Source organism: Prosthecochloris sp. (genome assembly GCA_015482705.2).
Lineage (GTDB): Bacteria > Bacteroidota > Chlorobiia > Chlorobiales > Chlorobiaceae > Prosthecochloris.
This window is the reverse complement of the sequence record JADMLA020000039.1, coordinates 83833-98875: the sequence shown is the minus strand read 5'-3', so window position 1 is coordinate 98875 and position 15043 is coordinate 83833. Positions and strand designations below refer to the sequence as shown.

The following is a 15043-nucleotide window of genomic DNA, read 5'->3' as shown; positions in this document are numbered from 1 at the left end:
ACATACCGGTATATGCCTTCAAATACCATAGTTGAAAGGGTAGTTGCGGATCTACAAAAATATCCTCCTTTTGACGAACTCGCTCCTGATATTTTGCAGGAGCTGGCAGAGTCGGTTTCCCTTACCTACCATGAAGAAGGGGAAATTCTTTTTAGAAAGGGTGATACTTTAAAAAAGCATGCCTTCATGGTGATGAAGGGTGCAGTACGCCTGTTCGACAATGTTGACGGCAAGGAGGTGCTTGTTGATCTTTGCGACGAGGGGGATATTTTCGGTGTAAGAGCCATCTTCGCCCATCAGGACTATGTGTTGACTGCGCAGGTTGCTGAAGAAAGTCTGCTGTTCGAGCTTCCCGTCGATAAAATCAGGCATCTTCTCGAGACAAATCCCAGAGTATCCCTTTTCTTTGCCGGTGCTTTCGCAAAAAGTGTCGAAGAGATCGAACACACGCTGACCGAAGCTTTCGGTATCGGGCAGCATCTCTACAGGGAGCAGTCATGTAACAGTTTTCTGCAGAATGAGACACTCGAGGTAAAGCCCGTTACGGACGTAATCACGTGTTCACCGGATATTACCATCCGTGAAGCGGCAAGGATAATGTCAGAACGAAATATCGGTTCCATTATCATTGTTTCTCCTCAAAAACATCCCCTCGGTATCATTACCGACACCGATCTTACTAAAAAAGTTGTTTCGAGGCCTGGTTCGATCAAGGAAGAGCCGGTAAGCAGTATCATGAGCAGCCCGGTCTATACGATCAGCGGTGGTAAGACCATTGCAGATATGGTGATGCTCATGGTGAAAACGAAGTTGCGTCATTTCTGCATGACAGAGGACGGTTCACCTGACAGTGCTGTTACAGGGATTATATCAGAGCACGATATCATCACTTCTGAAGGGAATAATCCCGCCGTTATCATGAAAGCGATCATGCAGGCTTCGGATCGTGATCAGCTCAAGGAACAAAGAGACATAACGGAGAATCTTCTCCAAGTCTACATGGAGCAAGAAGTGGCCGTGCATTTCATTTCCAATATCGTGACGGAGATCAATGATGCAATCATCACAAGAGCGATTGACTTTTCCTTGAAAGAGCTTGAAAGGGAAATGGAATTCGTACGCCCTGATGTGGATTTCTGCTGGTTGTCGCTTGGGAGCGAAGGTCGCAAGGAACAGCTATTGCGCACCGATCAGGATAATGCAATTCTTTATGCAGAACCAGCAGCAGGAGACAAAGAAGAGGTTCATGAGTATTTTCTGGCTCTCGGCGGAAAAGTGACCGGTATCCTTCAGCATTGTGGTTTTGTAGCGTGTCCGGCAGACGTCATGGCAAGCAATCCGATGTGGTGTCAGCCGTTGTCCGTGTGGAAAAGTTATTTTTCCAGATGGATCGTAACGCCTGAACCGAAAGCGGTCATGCATTCGACAATTTTTTTTGATTTCAGGCCTGTTTTCGGCCAGGCAAAGCTCGCTGCTGAGCTGAAGCAGGAAATTTTCAATCTTATAGCGAAAAACCGGGGGTTTCTTGGTTTTTTCGCTAAAAATGCCTTGCAGAATCCTCCTCCTCTCGGTTTTTTTCGCAATTTTCTGGTTGAAAAAAGCCGTGATCATGCAAATGAATTCGATATCAAGGCTCGTGCTATGATGCCTCTTTCCGATGCCGCCAGGGTTCTTGCCTACGAACAGAAGATTCCTGAATATTTCAGCACTGTCGAGCGTTTCAAGCGTCTTCAGGTTCTTGTGCCTGGTATGAAAGAGCTTGGGGCGGAAGCAGCGGCAGGATACGAATTTCTGATGCGTTTACGGGCTGTCAACGGTCTTGTCAATGTTTCCTCGGGCCGTTATATAAAACCGGAAACCCTTAACAAAATTGAACGGCAGAACCTCAGAAACGTTTTTTCAACCATCGAAAAAGTACAAAAAGCGCTGAACCTGAGATTCCAGCTTGATTATATTCGTGATTAGCTTTTTTGCAAAATCAATTGCATTGCGCCGTTGTCGACATGGGGAACTTCCTGCAAGTATTTGCGACTATGTGAATGGCTTTGCAGGACCTTCACATTTTGATCTATCCCTGGAAAAGGTTCGTTTTGTTGTTTTCGATACTGAAACAACAGGATTCGATTGTGGAAAAGATCTGGTTATTTCAATCGGCGCGATTGCTCTCGACGGTCTCCAGATCAATGTGGAAGACTCATTCGAAGTGCTTGTTCGCAGAGAAAGTGTCGGTGACTGTGAAGCAGTGACCACTCACGGGCTTCTCTTGCGGGATCTTCATGAGGGAAGCGATGAAAATGATGCGGTAACCGGTTTTCTGCAATACATAAGGAACAGTGTTCTTGTGGCACAACATGCCGATTTCGATGTTGCCATGATAAACCGAATATTGAAACAACGGTATCGAATCGAGCTTTTCAATCAGGTTATCGATACGGCGAGTCTTGCCAAAAGGCTTGAAAAGGGGCCCTACTACAATCTTGCACACAAAGGAGGGGAGTATAGGCTGGATGTTTTATTGGAACGCTATAATATTCGCCTCTACGACAGGCATACTGCAGCAGGTGATGCATTTCTCACCGCTCAGCTTTTTCAGATGTTGCTCATGAAAGCCAGACATGCCGGAATTAAAACATTGCGAGAGATGCTTTTGAAGTAGCGCAAAGGAGCGCTGATCTTACTGTTTGAAGCTACAATCTCGATACCGAGCTTTTTGCTTCCAGATATTACAGCTATGTTCTGATGAACAATGAAATAACCTGGATCATTGTTCACTTTGGACGCAATTTCTTTTCGATTCCTTTTTCTTTGCGAAAATCATCATTCTCGGTGACGTTTCCGTATGGTACGCCGACCCCGTGTAATCCCCGATAATACGATCAATTATAAAACCGGTCGATTGGAGCATGTCTTTCATTGTTTTCAATGAGTACAGCGTGACTGATTCTTCAAAAGAGATCGATTCGTCTGAAGAGCGTATCGTTATTTGCTTGATAACGCGGTTGGATTCGATGCTGCGTTGTTCGGAAACGTTCAGGCCTTCAATGTTTCGGGAAGAAGTGGGGATGAGGTTTTTTTTCAGGTAGACGGGATTCATCAGATCGAGGATGTACCAGCCGCCTTTTTTCAGAGACCTGTAAACATTTTCCAAGACCTGAAGGTCTTCCCCTTTCGTTTTGAAATAACCAAAACTCGAGAACAGTTGCACGACGAGATCGTAACGGTTTACCGCGGTAATATGCCGCATGTCCTCTCTGGTGCACTCGATCGAGATGTTTTCCCGATCGGCTTGCGAACGTGTACATTCAAGTAGAAACGGGGAGAGATCGTTTGCCGTTGTTTTGAAGCCTTGACGGGCAAGTTCCAATGCATGTCGTCCTGCACCGCAGGCGATATCCATGACGGTGATATCTGACGGTTCAAAGCTTTCCAGTCCTGTTTTGCTGATAATGGTTTCAAGACAAGATTTTGCCTCGTCATCGTTCCTATGGCTGTATACTTTCAGATACAGGGGATGATTGAACCACTCGGCAAACCATTCTTTTTCAGGTTTATCGGTCATAAGTATAGATGTTTATCATCTCTTCCGGTTTTCCTCTGTGTTATATGGACAAAACGAGAAAAACGAAACGTTATTTTTCTGAAACATGAGGTTTTCTGTTCGTAGAGCTCGAGACCGGCACAGAAATCATCTTATCGGATAATATCCTCGAACCATATCGTTTCGTGAAAGAGGGGCTCGGGATTCATTGTGATCCAATATCCATTGAGATAAACGGAAGAACTACCAGGTTTTCTGGTTAGGACTGCGGGTTGCTTGAAAAGAGACATCAGCCATGAGCGGATCGCATACTCATAATACAAGAGGCTGCCCTTTGAGACAGCCTCTTCATCGCAAAAAAGCTAAGCTCATTTTGTCGCTTTACTGACAAAGTCAGTAAGGACTTTCTGGTCGTTCTCGCCGTTCGGAATGCGAACGTTTTTTTCCATGAATTTCCAGGCGTTTGTTTTCTCGGACTTTACCGAGTAAACAAGTTTCGCAACCTTGAAATCATTTCCACCTTTCTTTGCTGTCTTGTCGCCGAATGTTTGTTTCTTGGCCATAACTCAGAAATCGGTTACATGTGATCGTACAGCAGGATCAATCCTGCAAAAAATTGAGAGGTAATGTAATAATAAAACTGTTGAATGACAAGTGTGCGGAGATGCTTATAGCCGGGCTTGCAGATATGCGTTTTCGTTTGTCAGGAGGTGCATTGGGCGCTATGGTTGAGCGGCATTAGCGAACGTTTTATAGCGGTTTTCTTCTGTTTTTTGTTGTTTATACGTCTTAAATACTTGCAGTATGCTCTATTATTTCATATATAATTTCATAGTTATATGGTTTCCCTGACTTTTCCGAGACATAATTTCTGTAATCGGTAAAAAGCTGGAGTGGTGCTGAAAGTATCGTACAGCACTGATGCGGTAACGATTACTTCACATGCCGTGAAGAATTCTGCGGGCATTGACAGTAGGGAATTGTAATAGTATCATTTTTAACTGTTTATGCCATGAAGAATTTTATCACGTTGCTCGTCTTTTTTGTATTTGCCGGCGTCGTGAGCGATGCCTTTGCTGTTGAGTGGAACTGGAAAGGGGATGTCATGTATCGTTATCAGATTGACAATCCCGAAACGAAGGATAATAACCGTGACAGCCATCGTCTGCGCGTTCGTATAGGAGGTTTTCCTGAAATCAGCGAAGAATTGAACGCTGGTATAGAGCTTTCGACGGGAGGGAGCAACCCTGTTTCTCGAATGCAGGTTCTTGGTGAGGGTTTTACCGCAAAATCGTTCAAACTCAATCAGGCCTATATTGATTTTCATCCTATGTCATATGGACTCGACGGGCGTGTGGATATCGTCCTCGGGAAGCGTGCCGTGAGTGAGTCCATTGTTCGAGTCAACGATCTTTTATGGGATACCGACCTGACCATCGAAGGTCTGTCTCTGCATTACGGTAAGGACGGCAGGAAACATTCTGCAGGTCTGAATGCGGTTCTTGGTTACTATTTCATCGATGAGGCGGGTGATGGTGAAAACGATCCTGCATTCTGGGTGTCACAATTGGCCTGGAATGGAAAAGTCGACAATAGCAGTTTTATGATTGGCGCGGGGTTTTACAACTACCTCAATATTGCTGATACCAATGTTGCTGGCTGGGCATATAAAGACAAGTTATTCAATAACAGTGGTACTGGTAGCGGCACCCCTGCAGCTACGCTGAAGTACGATTATGATGTGCTCGAAATCTTCATGTATTTCGATACGGGCTTGACTGGAAAGGTTCCCTTGAAAGTTTACAGTCAATATGCCATCAATGTAGCCGAAGACGTTGATGAGGAAAACAAGGCTTACTTGTTTGGAGCAAAACTTGGTAAGGCAGCAAAGCCGGGGCGATGGGAAATCGATGCCAATTATTGCTATATCGAGAAAGATGCTTTGCTCGGAGCGTTCACCGACGGTACTCGTTTTGGAGGAGGGACTGACGGCAAAGGTTTCGAGGTGGGAGGTAAATATCTGCTCGTGCAAAACATGATGCTAAGTCTCAAGTACTATAACCATGATCAGGGCGTTGGTTCAGAAGATGCCGGTGAAGGGCTCGATATCTGGCAGGCCGATGTTGTGGTCAAGTTTTAAAAAAATACTTGTAAGTTTCTTCAATTATTACTATATAATTACATAGTTGTAATATGTTCAGAGTTCGATGCTATGCTCGGCAGAAAAAAAGAAATGATTTATGGCGGCAATGATTACGCGTAGAGATTTCAGCAGACTTTTCATTGCAGGTATTGCCGGGTCGGTAATGGGGCCTCTTGGTATACCGAAAAAGGCTTATTCCTCGACAAGGAGCGTCGTGGTTATTGGTGGTGGGTTCGGAGGTGCGGCCGCCGCAAGACATATCAAGGAAATCGATCCATCTGTTGCGGTAACGCTTGTCGAACCGAAGGTGGTGTATTACACCTGTCCCTTGAGTAACTGGGTTTTCTGCGGGTTGCAAAATATCCAAGAGTTAGCACAAACATACAGGCTATTGACAGAGCGGTACGGGGTCGATGTCATTGCAGACAGGGCGTTTGCAATCGATCCGATTACCTATAAAGTCAGGCTGGAGAAAGGCAAGGTTCTTGAATATGATCGCCTTGTCGTCTCTCCCGGCGTAAGTTTCGACTGGAATGCCATTGACGGTTACAGCGAAGAAGTTGCAACAGGCGTAATGCCACACGCGTATGAGGCCGGACCGCAGACGTTGTTGTTACAAAAACAACTAACATCAATGAAGGATGGAGGAACCGTGATCATCTGTCCGCCCGGTGGAGAGTACCGTTGTCCCGTAGCTCCATATGAACGGGCAAGTTTAATTGCTCATTATCTCAAAAAGTACAAGTCGAAATCGCGTGTTCTCGTACTGGACGGCAAGGATGGATTTTCAGATCAAGATCAGTTCATGAAAGGATGGGAGCGCTTTTATCCCGGGATGATCGAATGGCGCGGGGCATTTGCCGGTGGGAAGGTGGAGAGTGTCAATTCAGAGCAAATGAGTGTTGCCACCGAGTTCGGTGATGAGTTCGCCGATGTAATCAATGTCATCCCTCCTCAGAAGGCGGGTAAAATCGCCCTCGATACAGGGCTTGCCGATGCTTCCGGATGGTGTCCGGTGAACCCTCTGACGTTGGAGTCGACCATTCATCCGGGAATTCACGTGATAGGTGATGCATGTAAGGCTGCACCTATGCCGAAATCAGGATTTGCCGCAGGAAGCCAGGGAAAAGTTGCTGCTTCGGCAGTGTTACGTCTTTTCAACGGTGAACTGCCACGGTCACCTTCATTCGGCAGCATCTGCTACAGTCTTGTCACTCAGGGATATGGTTTTTCGGCGAAAGGTAGCTTTTCGGTCGATTCAGGTCGGATAACGGTTGTAAAGGGCGAGGGTGGGATGACACCGATCGATGCTTCTGATGCGCGTTATCGTGAAGAGGCTGACCAGGCTGTGACATGGTATCGGGACATTACAACAAATACCTGGGGATGAGTTGTGCCATAAGCGGCTGTTGTTGGGAGATGTTTTTCTGTAAACAAATGTAAGATGACTATGATGCATATCTACATGATTGCTGCTGCTGTTTTTTTTCTGTTTCCCTCGTCTCTCGTGGCCGATGAGCCTGGTGAAGAACAGATCGAGCTTGGCCGGAAGGTGTCCTTCGACAGCATGAAAGGGAACTGTCTGGCCTGTCACATGATGCCGGGAGGAGAACAGCCGGGTAATTTCGGCCCGCCTCTTATTCAGATGAAAGCGAGGTTTCCGGAAAGGTCCGTCCTTCGGCGTCAGATTTGGGACGCTACGGAAAAAAATCCCAAAAGCATCATGCCTCCCTTCGGTAAACATGGTATTCTGAGCGAGGAGGAGGTAGATGCCGTAGTCGATTACATGTACGCTCTATGATTGTTCTTTTTTCAGAAACCAATTTCATTGATAACAGGAGGTAAACATGACCATTACCCGCCGTCGTTTTTTAAGGACACTCGGAGGAACTCTGGCCAGCGCCGCACTTGCTGTCACGATTCCCCTACAGGTGTTCGCAAAAAGAAGTGACGAGGCTTTCCTCTCGGGGAGTCTCGAGGAAGCAATCAATGCGAAATACGGTTCTCTGCCGATAGAGGATTCAGGCCAGATACAGATAAAGGCTCCTCAAATTGCTGAAAACGGGGCATTTGTACCTGTGACGATTTCAACTGATATACCGGGTGCTACCAGCATTAGCATTTTCGCAGAAGCAAATTTTTCGCCTCTTGTTGCATCGTTCGACGTTTTGCCTCGTATGCATCCTGATGTCTCCTTGAGGATTCGTATGGCAAAAACATCGGATATCACTGTTCTCGTAAGGGCAGGAGATAAGCTCTACAGGGCAACGCGTGAGGTCAAGGTCACCATCGGCGGCTGTGGCGGATAACAACTATAATAATAGAGAAGGAGGTAGAATGAAAGTAAAAGCTGTTGCCAAAGGAGACGCAGTGTCTGTAAAAATGCTGATCAAGCATCCTATGGAAATGGGGCGTCGTAAGGATGCGGAAGGAAATCTGATACCGGCGCACTATATCACCGAGGTGACCGTGAAATACAACGGGGAGATCGTTTTCCATTCCGAACTCGGCCCGGGTGTTTCGATGGATCCTTATCTGGCCTTTACTTTTGACGGTGCAAAAGCAGGGGAGTCGATATCACTGAGCTGGATGGATAACAAGGGGCAAAGTGAGCGTGTCGATGCGATCATCGGCGGGACCTAATTAAACATCATTTACCGGAACGTCATGAAGAAGATATCACAGAGTCGAATGTTTCTGCTGCTGCTACCGATTACTATGCTGTGGTCATGTCAGACAAAAGATTACAGTGCCCTTGTCAATAAGGACATCGAGGAATTCAGGGCGTATTTCACCGAAAGGTTTCCCGAAGTTGAGCTCGATGATTTCGCGGACGGTGTCTATGCCATAGACGATAATGCAAGGGAGCAATGGCTGGCAATGGAAGATTTTCCTCCATACTCAATCGCAGTTGAAGAGGGCCAGGCATTGTTCGAGAATTCATTCTCGAACGGGAAGACATATACTGACTGTTTTCCTGAAGGAGGTGCCGTTCGCCACAATTATCCCTATTTCGACGAACAACGCAACATGGTCGTTACCCTCGAGATGGCCATCAACGAGTGCCGGTCGGCAAACGGAGAGCCCCCCCTCGAGTACAAAAAAGGGGATATTGCCAAAATTTCAAGCTACATGGCTTATATCAGTAGGGGTAAACCCGTTGAGGTGAAGGTTTCGAGTCAAGGTGCTTACGAGGCATATCTCAAAGGGAAGGAGTTTTTCTATGCGAAACGAGGACAGCTCAACATGTCGTGTGCAGGGTGTCATATGCGCTACTCCGGCAGGCGTCTACGGTCAGAGGTCATAAGCCCTGCATTGGGTCACCCTGTCCATTTCCCTGTATTTCGGTTGAAATGGGGAGAGATCGGAACACTTCAGAGACGTTACGCAGGATGTAACAGGAATATCGGGGCTAAACCTCTTGCTATACAGGGGGAGGAATACCGCAACCTTGAATTTTTCCAAACCGTGATGTCGAATGGCATGCACTTCAATGGTCCGGCTTCACGTAAATAAGGAGAAACGAGTGATGAAGAAACTGATTCCATGGTACTGCTTATTGATATTGTTGCTGTCTGGTCCTACGCTGTATGCCGCTCCTTCTGCAGAGCAACTTATCCTGAAGGCAGAGGAGGCCAGGAAAGGAGCGGCAGATCTGGGTTTTGAATGGAGAGATACGGCCACCCTTATAGCCGAGGCCCGTGAGGCACTGGAAAAAGGTCATGAAAAGCAGGCTGCTATGCTTGCAGGGGAGGCATTGCGCCAGGGAGAGCTGGCTGTCGGGCAAGGGACTTTCATGCACAACCATTGGCAGGAATTTATTCCAGTACATTGAGCTGCTGTTTTGCCTCTCAGAGAAAAGACTTTCATTCAAAAAGAAAGAACTATGCAAATTTCACGCCGTGAATTTCTTCGTATTCTTGGTATAGCCGGTGTTGCCGGCATGTTGCCGGCAGGTATTCAAGGTTGTAATTCGGCTGCTGATATGTACAGTTTTCCGGAGTTTGGAGATATACGACTACTGCATATTACCGATACCCATGCACAGCTGATGCCTGTTTATTATCGTGAGCCAAGTCTGAATCTGGGTTTCGGGGAGGCTTTCGGGCGTCCTCCTCATCTGGTTGGTCAGGCTTTTCTTGAATATTACAAAATCTCCGCCGGCAGTCCTTTTGCTTATGCATACACTTCTCTTGATTATGTCGATGCGGCTCAGCGGTTCGGAAAGCTTGGAGGGTTTGCACATCTGAAGACCTTGGTCGACAAAATGAGGGGCGTGTTCGGAAGGGATAAAACACTTCTGTTCGACACCGGTGATACGTGGCAGGGTTCGGGGACGGCATTGTGGACAAAGGGAACCGATATGGTCGATGCCTGTAACCTTCTCGGTGTTGATGTGATGACTGGCCATTGGGAGTTCACCTATGGGGCTGAGGTTGTTCGCAGCAACCTCGAGAGGTTCAAGGGAGATTTTGTCGCCCAGAACGTTAAAGTCAAGGAAGAGGCGCTTTTCGAAGGAGTCGAGGCATTCGATGAAATGACAGGGCATGCATTCAGGCCACATGTCATGAAAGAACTCGGCAGGAAGAGGATCGCCGTTATCGGCCAGGCCTTTCCCTACACACCGATTGCGAATCCGCAACGATTCATTCCCGACTGGACGTTCGGTATCAACAGCATGGAGCTTCAGGAGCTGGTTGACAAGATCCGTCGAGATGAACGGCCCGATGCCGTGATACTGATCTCTCACAATGGTATGGATGTCGATATCAAACTGGCAGGAGAGGTCAGCGGTATCGATGTGATTTTCGGTGGGCATACCCATGATGCGATTCCTCGACCTTTCGAAGTTCGAAATGCAAGGGGTCGTACTCTTGTAACCAATGCCGGGTCGAACGGCAAGTTTCTGGGAGTGATGGATCTCGAGCTCGGAAACGGAAGAGTACAAGATTATCGTTACCGGCTTTTACCCGTTTTTTCGAACGAACTCGGAGAAGACCGGAAAATGAAAGCGATGATCGACGATATCCGCAAGCCTTACTTCGACAAGCTTCATCAACCGCTTGCTACAACAGATTCGTTGCTTTACCGAAGAGGTAATTTCGACGGTCCGTTCGACAGGGTTATCTGTGATGCGCTTATTGCCCGCAACGACGCCCAAATTGCCCTTTCACCCGGGTTTCGATGGGGAACGACGCTTCTGCCCGGGCAAACCGTCACCATGGAGCATGTGCTCGATCAAACCTGTATGACCTATCCTGAAACGTATGTCCGTGACATGACCGGTACCCAGATCAGGGCTATCCTGGAAGATGTCGCGGACAATCTTTTCAATGCCGATCCCTACTACCAGCAGGGGGGGGATATGGTACGTGTCGGAGGTATACAGTACACTATAAACCCCTCAGCGGTATTTGGAAAACGTATAGGCAATATGCGGTTTTCCGATGGTAAACCCCTCGATGTTTCGGCCAAGTACCGGGTAGCGGGCTGGGCTACGGTTGGAGCTCAGTCTCCCGGAGAGCCGGTTTGGGAGAGCGTTGCCGAATATTTGAAGGATGTCAAGACCGTTGAAGTAAACAGTTCCGGATCACCGGTTGTAAAAAATGCCGAATCCAACCCGGGTGCCGATTTTTCCTGATGAATTTTTTCTATAAGGTCAATGAAAATATACGAATGAACGACGGTATGAGCATGAACAAGCTGAGCAAGTCATTTTCAGGACTTGGTATCTCCATGATGCTTCTGGCGGTCATGATGATAAACCCGCAAACTTCGGTTTCCGGTCCTCTGATAAACGCTAAAGCCCTTGATGGAACTGAAATCTCGAGCCGGACCCTGGCGGGTAAAGCCTATATTGTTAACTTTTTCGCTTCATGGTGCCCCCCATGCCGCCAGGAAATTCCGGATATGGTTGAACTTCAGGAGAAATACGGTAAGGATGGATTCACCTTCATCGGCATTGGATTCAGGGATGAAGAACAGAGTATCAATGATTTTATTTGGGAGTATGGCATCAATTATCCCGTTATGATCGGTGATCAGGCGATGATTTCCACCTTTGGCGATTATATCCCAGGTGGACTTCGTGCGATTCCCGTATCATTTGTCATTGGCCGGGACGGCTCTCTAATCACGGTCGCTAAGGGTTTTCAGAGCAGGGAAGCCCTGGAGCAGCTGATTTTGCGAGCCCTTGAAACTGATGAACAGAGAGCGGGTGCTGTTCGGTAATACATACGGTTGTCGATTCAAATCAATCTTATTTTACAAAACGGTGATTTTCTCTCTTGCTTCTCGTTTCAAACGCACGATTTTTCTTGCCTGGATAGTTTTGTTATCGCTTCCTGCTCTTTATGAGATCGATGCTTCGGAATTTCTTGAACCTGAAAAAGCATTCAGACTCGAGGCAGAGCTTCGTGGTTCCGGTTCGATTGCATTACGTTGGACAATAGCCGAAGGCTGTAAGCTGTATCGCGAACAGGTCGATGTGTCGGTTGAAGATGGTGCTCAGAGGCTTGGAACGCTTGTTTTCCCGAAAGGAACAATGTTTGTCGACCCCCTGACAGGAGACGAATCGGAAATATACCACGATACTCTTTCGCTTTCCCTTCCGCTTGTTTCGGCATCGGAGCCTTTTACTTTGAAGGTCACCTATCAGGGATGTGCTGAAGGGGGGCTCTGTTATCCCCCGGTAACGGACAAATTTCTGGTCGATCCTGAACGGCCCGGCCTTCTTGTTCCGGAAAAAACCGGTGGTGTTTTTTCAAAAACAGTGTCGTCGAATACAGCAACGGAGTCTTCCCGCAACCTTTCTTCCTCTGAACAGGAAAGCTTTTTCAGTTCGACGCTCGAAGAGGGGAGCTTCTGGAAAATATCTCTGATGTTCCTTTTTTTCGGGCTTTTGCTGTCGTTCACACCTTGTATCCTTCCGATGGTTCCGATCCTGTCATCGATCATTGTCGGTGAAGGATCTGTTACCCGTCTGCGAGGTTTTCTCCTTGCGCTTGTCTACAGTCTCGGAATGGCGACTGTCTATACTATGCTGGGAGTGCTGGCCGGACTTGCAGGAGAGGGACTTGCCGGTTTTCTGCAGAGGCCTGAAGTGCTTGGGATTTTTTCTGCGCTGCTTGTTCTCCTTGCGCTTTCGATGTTCGATGTCTATCAAATCCAGATACCCTCGGCGCTGCAGACAAGATTGACCGGAACGTCGAGGATCATGAAAGGAGGGCGTTTTCCGGCGGTTTTTGTCATGGGGGCCATTTCGGCACTCGTTGTCGGTCCATGTGTCGCCGCTCCTTTGGCAGGAACGCTGGTTTATATCAGCCAGACAAAAAATGTCGTTACAGGAGGACTTGCATTGTTTTCCATGGCATCGGGTATGAGTGTTCCGCTTCTTCTTGTAGGACTGTCGGCAGGCTATCTCCTGCCACGTGCAGGAGCATGGATGACAGGAGTGAAACACTTATTCGGTTTTCTTCTGATAGCTGTTGCTATCTGGATCGTCACTCCTGTATTGCCTGCATGGGCGGTGTTGCTGGCATGGGGGTCCTTTGCCATACTTTGTTCGGTATTTCTTGGGGTCTTTGAATGCATAGCCGGGCAGCCTACGGTCGGTGAACGTTTCAGAAAAGCTTTTGGGGTTCTCTTGCTCATAGTCGGTGTTGTGGAACTCACTGGTGCTGCTTCCGGAGGCGACAGTGTGTTCGAACCTTTATCCGGTATATCAGGAGGTTCAGAAAGGCGTGCAGAGGCAGAAAAATCGCTTCGTTTTACCATGATTCATTCGGTTGAAGAACTGGACAGGGCTTTAGAATCTGCTCAACGTCCAGTCATGCTTGACTTTTATGCCGATTGGTGTGTTTCTTGCAAAGAGCTCGAACATCTCACGTTCAGTGATTCGCGCGTGGTTGAAAAACTCGAGAGTATCTCACTTCTCAAGGCCGATGTTACTGCAAATACCGAGGAAGAACGTGCACTGATGAAACGATTCTCCATTTTCGGGCCACCCGGTATCGTTTTTTTCGACAGTTCCGGCAGGGAGATCCCCGAAAGCAGGATCGCCGGATTTATTAATCCTGCCAATTTTATCGAACATATCGAGCGTTTTATAGGACAATAGACCATGGAAAAAGCCTGAATGCACGGTATCGGGTGTGTTGCTGGCAGAACGTATTGCGTTTCAGGAAAAAACAGCCATGTCTCGTTGAAAATGAGTGAATATATCCACTCTTTTCTTGACTGTTTCAAGAGGAATAGCGAAATTACACATAAGCTTTTCTCGTTTTACCCCCTTGTTTTTATCACAGCTGGTCATAATAGTGGTTTAAAAAAAGGTGTTTTTCTCCGATCAACACAAAATTGAAATCCATGCCAGGGCAACTGCACAGTATACCCAAGCTAAAAAAGTATCCATCAGGTAAACTTGGCTCAAAGATAGTTCATAGCGTTGACGAAAACCCTTTTCCTCTCATCTATGTCGATCTGACGCACCGCTGCAACTACAACTGCAACTACTGTTACAATCCCGTCAGATCATTACCGGACATGTCTTTGGATTACTTTCGAGAGGTATGCAGGCGATTGCCGAGCCGAGTGGCTTTCAGGTTCATGGGGGGTGAACCAACCCTCCATCCGCAATTTTTGGAATTCATTGTAACGGCTAACGAGTATAACCATATGGTTTCGTTTGTTTCAAATGGAACAATGCTGGCCGACACTTCTTTCGTCCGGTCTATAAAAAACACAGGCGTCCCTGTTATCGCGACGTTATCGATGAATGGAGGAAAAAACAATGAATGGTATCGGTTTATAGATAATGGCGATGTGGCTGAAGAAAAACTGACTGCTCTGAAGAACCTCGATGATGCGTGTATTGGTCGTATAGCGATTACAGCTATCATTGTCCGCGACGTCAACGAGGGGGTTGTCACGCAATTGATGGATTTATCGAGAGCGTATAAAAACGTCAGATATGTCCATTACCGGTCTGTCGGGAAGGTCGGCAGATTCATCGATTCAGAACCATATTCATTACAGGGGCTCAAACGTGTCGTCGATGAGCAGATTCCGAGAGATGAAAACTTTGAGCGTAAGGTAAAATTCGATGGTCTGGATACTACACCGGGTAATCGTTGTTTCGGATGTATGGGTTGTTATGAATATCACCAGAATCATAAAATCGAAATATGTTTGATCGATTTTGCCAAGCCGGACACGTTCAGCTGTTGGAAGCGTGGAAAACTTATCGAAGAGACGTTTCAGATCGAGACTTTTTTCGAAAACATGGTTCAATTTTCAACCTTTCTGGATAACAACTTTCCGGAACACAATCTGAAGTTGGAAGCAGGAAGTTTTTAAACGTT

The 15043-nt window shown here is 47.0% G+C and carries 16 protein-coding genes; 14 read left to right on the top strand and 2 right to left on the bottom strand.

The annotated features are described in order from the left end of the window. Window positions 1–12: 12 nt before the first annotated feature. Both QZ209_RS09800 and QZ209_RS09795 read left to right on the top strand, forming a co-directional pair. Window positions 13–1965 (top strand): DUF294 nucleotidyltransferase-like domain-containing protein, encoded by a 1953-nt coding sequence (locus QZ209_RS09800; RefSeq protein WP_294347428.1) that lies wholly within the window; start codon window positions 13–15, stop codon window positions 1963–1965. Then, window positions 1958–2656: a 3'-5' exonuclease gene (locus tag QZ209_RS09795; RefSeq protein WP_294347426.1), complete on the top strand. Its 699-nt coding sequence runs from the start codon at window positions 1958–1960 to the stop codon at window positions 2654–2656. Before QZ209_RS09800 ends, QZ209_RS09795 begins: the two co-directional genes overlap by 8 nt. 105 nt (window positions 2657–2761) lie before the next feature. Here the strand turns inward: QZ209_RS09795 and QZ209_RS09790 are convergent, their stop codons facing one another. Continuing rightward, a complete protein-coding gene (locus QZ209_RS09790; RefSeq protein WP_294347425.1) occupies window positions 2762–3559 on the bottom strand; it encodes a class I SAM-dependent methyltransferase in 798 nt (265 codons plus the stop codon). 347 nt (window positions 3560–3906) lie between these two features. Continuing rightward, complete coding sequence (locus QZ209_RS09785) at window positions 3907–4101, bottom strand: hypothetical protein (protein WP_294347423.1); 195 nt, start codon at window positions 4099–4101, stop codon at window positions 3907–3909. 20 nt (window positions 4102–4121) lie between these two features. Between QZ209_RS09785 and QZ209_RS09780 the strand changes: the two genes are divergently transcribed. The 12 genes from QZ209_RS09780 to QZ209_RS09725 all read left to right on the top strand — a co-directional run bounded on the left by QZ209_RS09780 (window position 4122) and on the right by QZ209_RS09725 (window position 15038). Further along, on the top strand, window positions 4122–4280 hold the full coding sequence (locus QZ209_RS09780; protein ID WP_294347422.1) for a hypothetical protein: 159 nt from the start codon (window positions 4122–4124) through the stop codon (window positions 4278–4280). A 270-nt stretch (window positions 4281–4550) separates the two neighbouring features. Next, window positions 4551–5678: a putative porin gene (locus QZ209_RS09775; RefSeq protein ID WP_294347421.1), complete on the top strand. Its 1128-nt coding sequence runs from the start codon at window positions 4551–4553 to the stop codon at window positions 5676–5678. 100 nt (window positions 5679–5778) lie between these two features. Beyond that, window positions 5779–7071, top strand: coding sequence for an NAD(P)/FAD-dependent oxidoreductase (locus QZ209_RS09770; protein WP_294347419.1), 1293 nt, complete (start codon window positions 5779–5781; stop codon window positions 7069–7071). A gap of 60 nt (window positions 7072–7131) precedes the next feature. Further along, window positions 7132–7482: a sulfur oxidation c-type cytochrome SoxX gene (soxX, locus tag QZ209_RS09765; RefSeq protein WP_294347417.1), complete on the top strand. Its 351-nt coding sequence runs from the start codon at window positions 7132–7134 to the stop codon at window positions 7480–7482. Window positions 7483–7528: 46 nt separating this feature from the next. Beyond that, the gene (gene soxY, locus QZ209_RS09760) at window positions 7529–7990 is read left to right on the top strand and encodes a thiosulfate oxidation carrier protein SoxY (protein WP_294347415.1); all 462 of its coding nucleotides are present in this window, start codon (window positions 7529–7531) and stop codon (window positions 7988–7990) included. Window positions 7991–8018: 28 nt separating this feature from the next. After that, complete coding sequence (gene soxZ / locus QZ209_RS09755) at window positions 8019–8324, top strand: thiosulfate oxidation carrier complex protein SoxZ (RefSeq protein ID WP_294347413.1); 306 nt, start codon at window positions 8019–8021, stop codon at window positions 8322–8324. Window positions 8325–8348: 24 nt separating this feature from the next. Further along, window positions 8349–9197, top strand: coding sequence for a sulfur oxidation c-type cytochrome SoxA (gene soxA, locus QZ209_RS09750; RefSeq protein WP_294347411.1), 849 nt, complete (start codon window positions 8349–8351; stop codon window positions 9195–9197). A gap of 13 nt (window positions 9198–9210) precedes the next feature. Further along, entirely contained in the window at window positions 9211–9516 is a 306-nt protein-coding gene (locus QZ209_RS09745) for a hypothetical protein (protein ID WP_294347409.1), read from the top strand. A 51-nt stretch (window positions 9517–9567) separates the two neighbouring features. Next, window positions 9568–11322, top strand: a complete 1755-nt coding sequence (gene soxB / locus QZ209_RS09740) for a thiosulfohydrolase SoxB (protein ID WP_294347408.1) — start codon at window positions 9568–9570, stop codon at window positions 11320–11322. Next, on the top strand, window positions 11322–11912 hold the full coding sequence (locus QZ209_RS09735) for a TlpA disulfide reductase family protein (RefSeq protein ID WP_294347406.1): 591 nt from the start codon (window positions 11322–11324) through the stop codon (window positions 11910–11912). Before soxB ends, QZ209_RS09735 begins: the two co-directional genes overlap by 1 nt. Continuing rightward, on the top strand, window positions 11884–13800 hold the full coding sequence (gene dsbD, locus QZ209_RS09730; protein WP_294347405.1) for a protein-disulfide reductase DsbD: 1917 nt from the start codon (window positions 11884–11886) through the stop codon (window positions 13798–13800). Before QZ209_RS09735 ends, dsbD begins: the two co-directional genes overlap by 29 nt. Window positions 13801–14048: 248 nt before the next feature. Further along, window positions 14049–15038, top strand: a complete 990-nt coding sequence (locus tag QZ209_RS09725; RefSeq protein ID WP_294347403.1) for a radical SAM protein — start codon at window positions 14049–14051, stop codon at window positions 15036–15038. The last annotated feature ends 5 nt before the right edge of the window (window positions 15039–15043 follow it).

Excerpts from the sequence above, each read along its gene's own strand:
- QZ209_RS09800 (WP_294347428.1), top strand. The coding sequence starts at position 13 with ATGCCTTCAAATACCATAGTTGAAAGGGTAGTTGCGGATCTACAAAAA.
- QZ209_RS09790 (WP_294347425.1), bottom strand. The coding sequence starts at position 3,559 with ATGACCGATAAACCTGAAAAAGAATGGTTTGCCGAGTGGTTCAATCAT.
- QZ209_RS09785 (WP_294347423.1), bottom strand. The coding sequence starts at position 4,101 with ATGGCCAAGAAACAAACATTCGGCGACAAGACAGCAAAGAAAGGTGGA.
- QZ209_RS09775 (WP_294347421.1), top strand. The coding sequence starts at position 4,551 with ATGAAGAATTTTATCACGTTGCTCGTCTTTTTTGTATTTGCCGGCGTC.
- QZ209_RS09770 (WP_294347419.1), top strand. The coding sequence starts at position 5,779 with ATGGCGGCAATGATTACGCGTAGAGATTTCAGCAGACTTTTCATTGCA.
- soxX (WP_294347417.1), top strand. The coding sequence starts at position 7,132 with ATGATGCATATCTACATGATTGCTGCTGCTGTTTTTTTTCTGTTTCCC.
- soxY (WP_294347415.1), top strand. The coding sequence starts at position 7,529 with ATGACCATTACCCGCCGTCGTTTTTTAAGGACACTCGGAGGAACTCTG.
- soxZ (WP_294347413.1), top strand. The coding sequence starts at position 8,019 with ATGAAAGTAAAAGCTGTTGCCAAAGGAGACGCAGTGTCTGTAAAAATG.
- soxA (WP_294347411.1), top strand. The coding sequence starts at position 8,349 with ATGAAGAAGATATCACAGAGTCGAATGTTTCTGCTGCTGCTACCGATT.
- QZ209_RS09745 (WP_294347409.1), top strand. The coding sequence starts at position 9,211 with ATGAAGAAACTGATTCCATGGTACTGCTTATTGATATTGTTGCTGTCT.
- soxB (WP_294347408.1), top strand. The coding sequence starts at position 9,568 with ATGCAAATTTCACGCCGTGAATTTCTTCGTATTCTTGGTATAGCCGGT.
- QZ209_RS09735 (WP_294347406.1), top strand. The coding sequence starts at position 11,322 with ATGAATTTTTTCTATAAGGTCAATGAAAATATACGAATGAACGACGGT.
- dsbD (WP_294347405.1), top strand. The coding sequence starts at position 11,884 with ATGAACAGAGAGCGGGTGCTGTTCGGTAATACATACGGTTGTCGATTC.
- QZ209_RS09725 (WP_294347403.1), top strand. The coding sequence starts at position 14,049 with ATGCCAGGGCAACTGCACAGTATACCCAAGCTAAAAAAGTATCCATCA.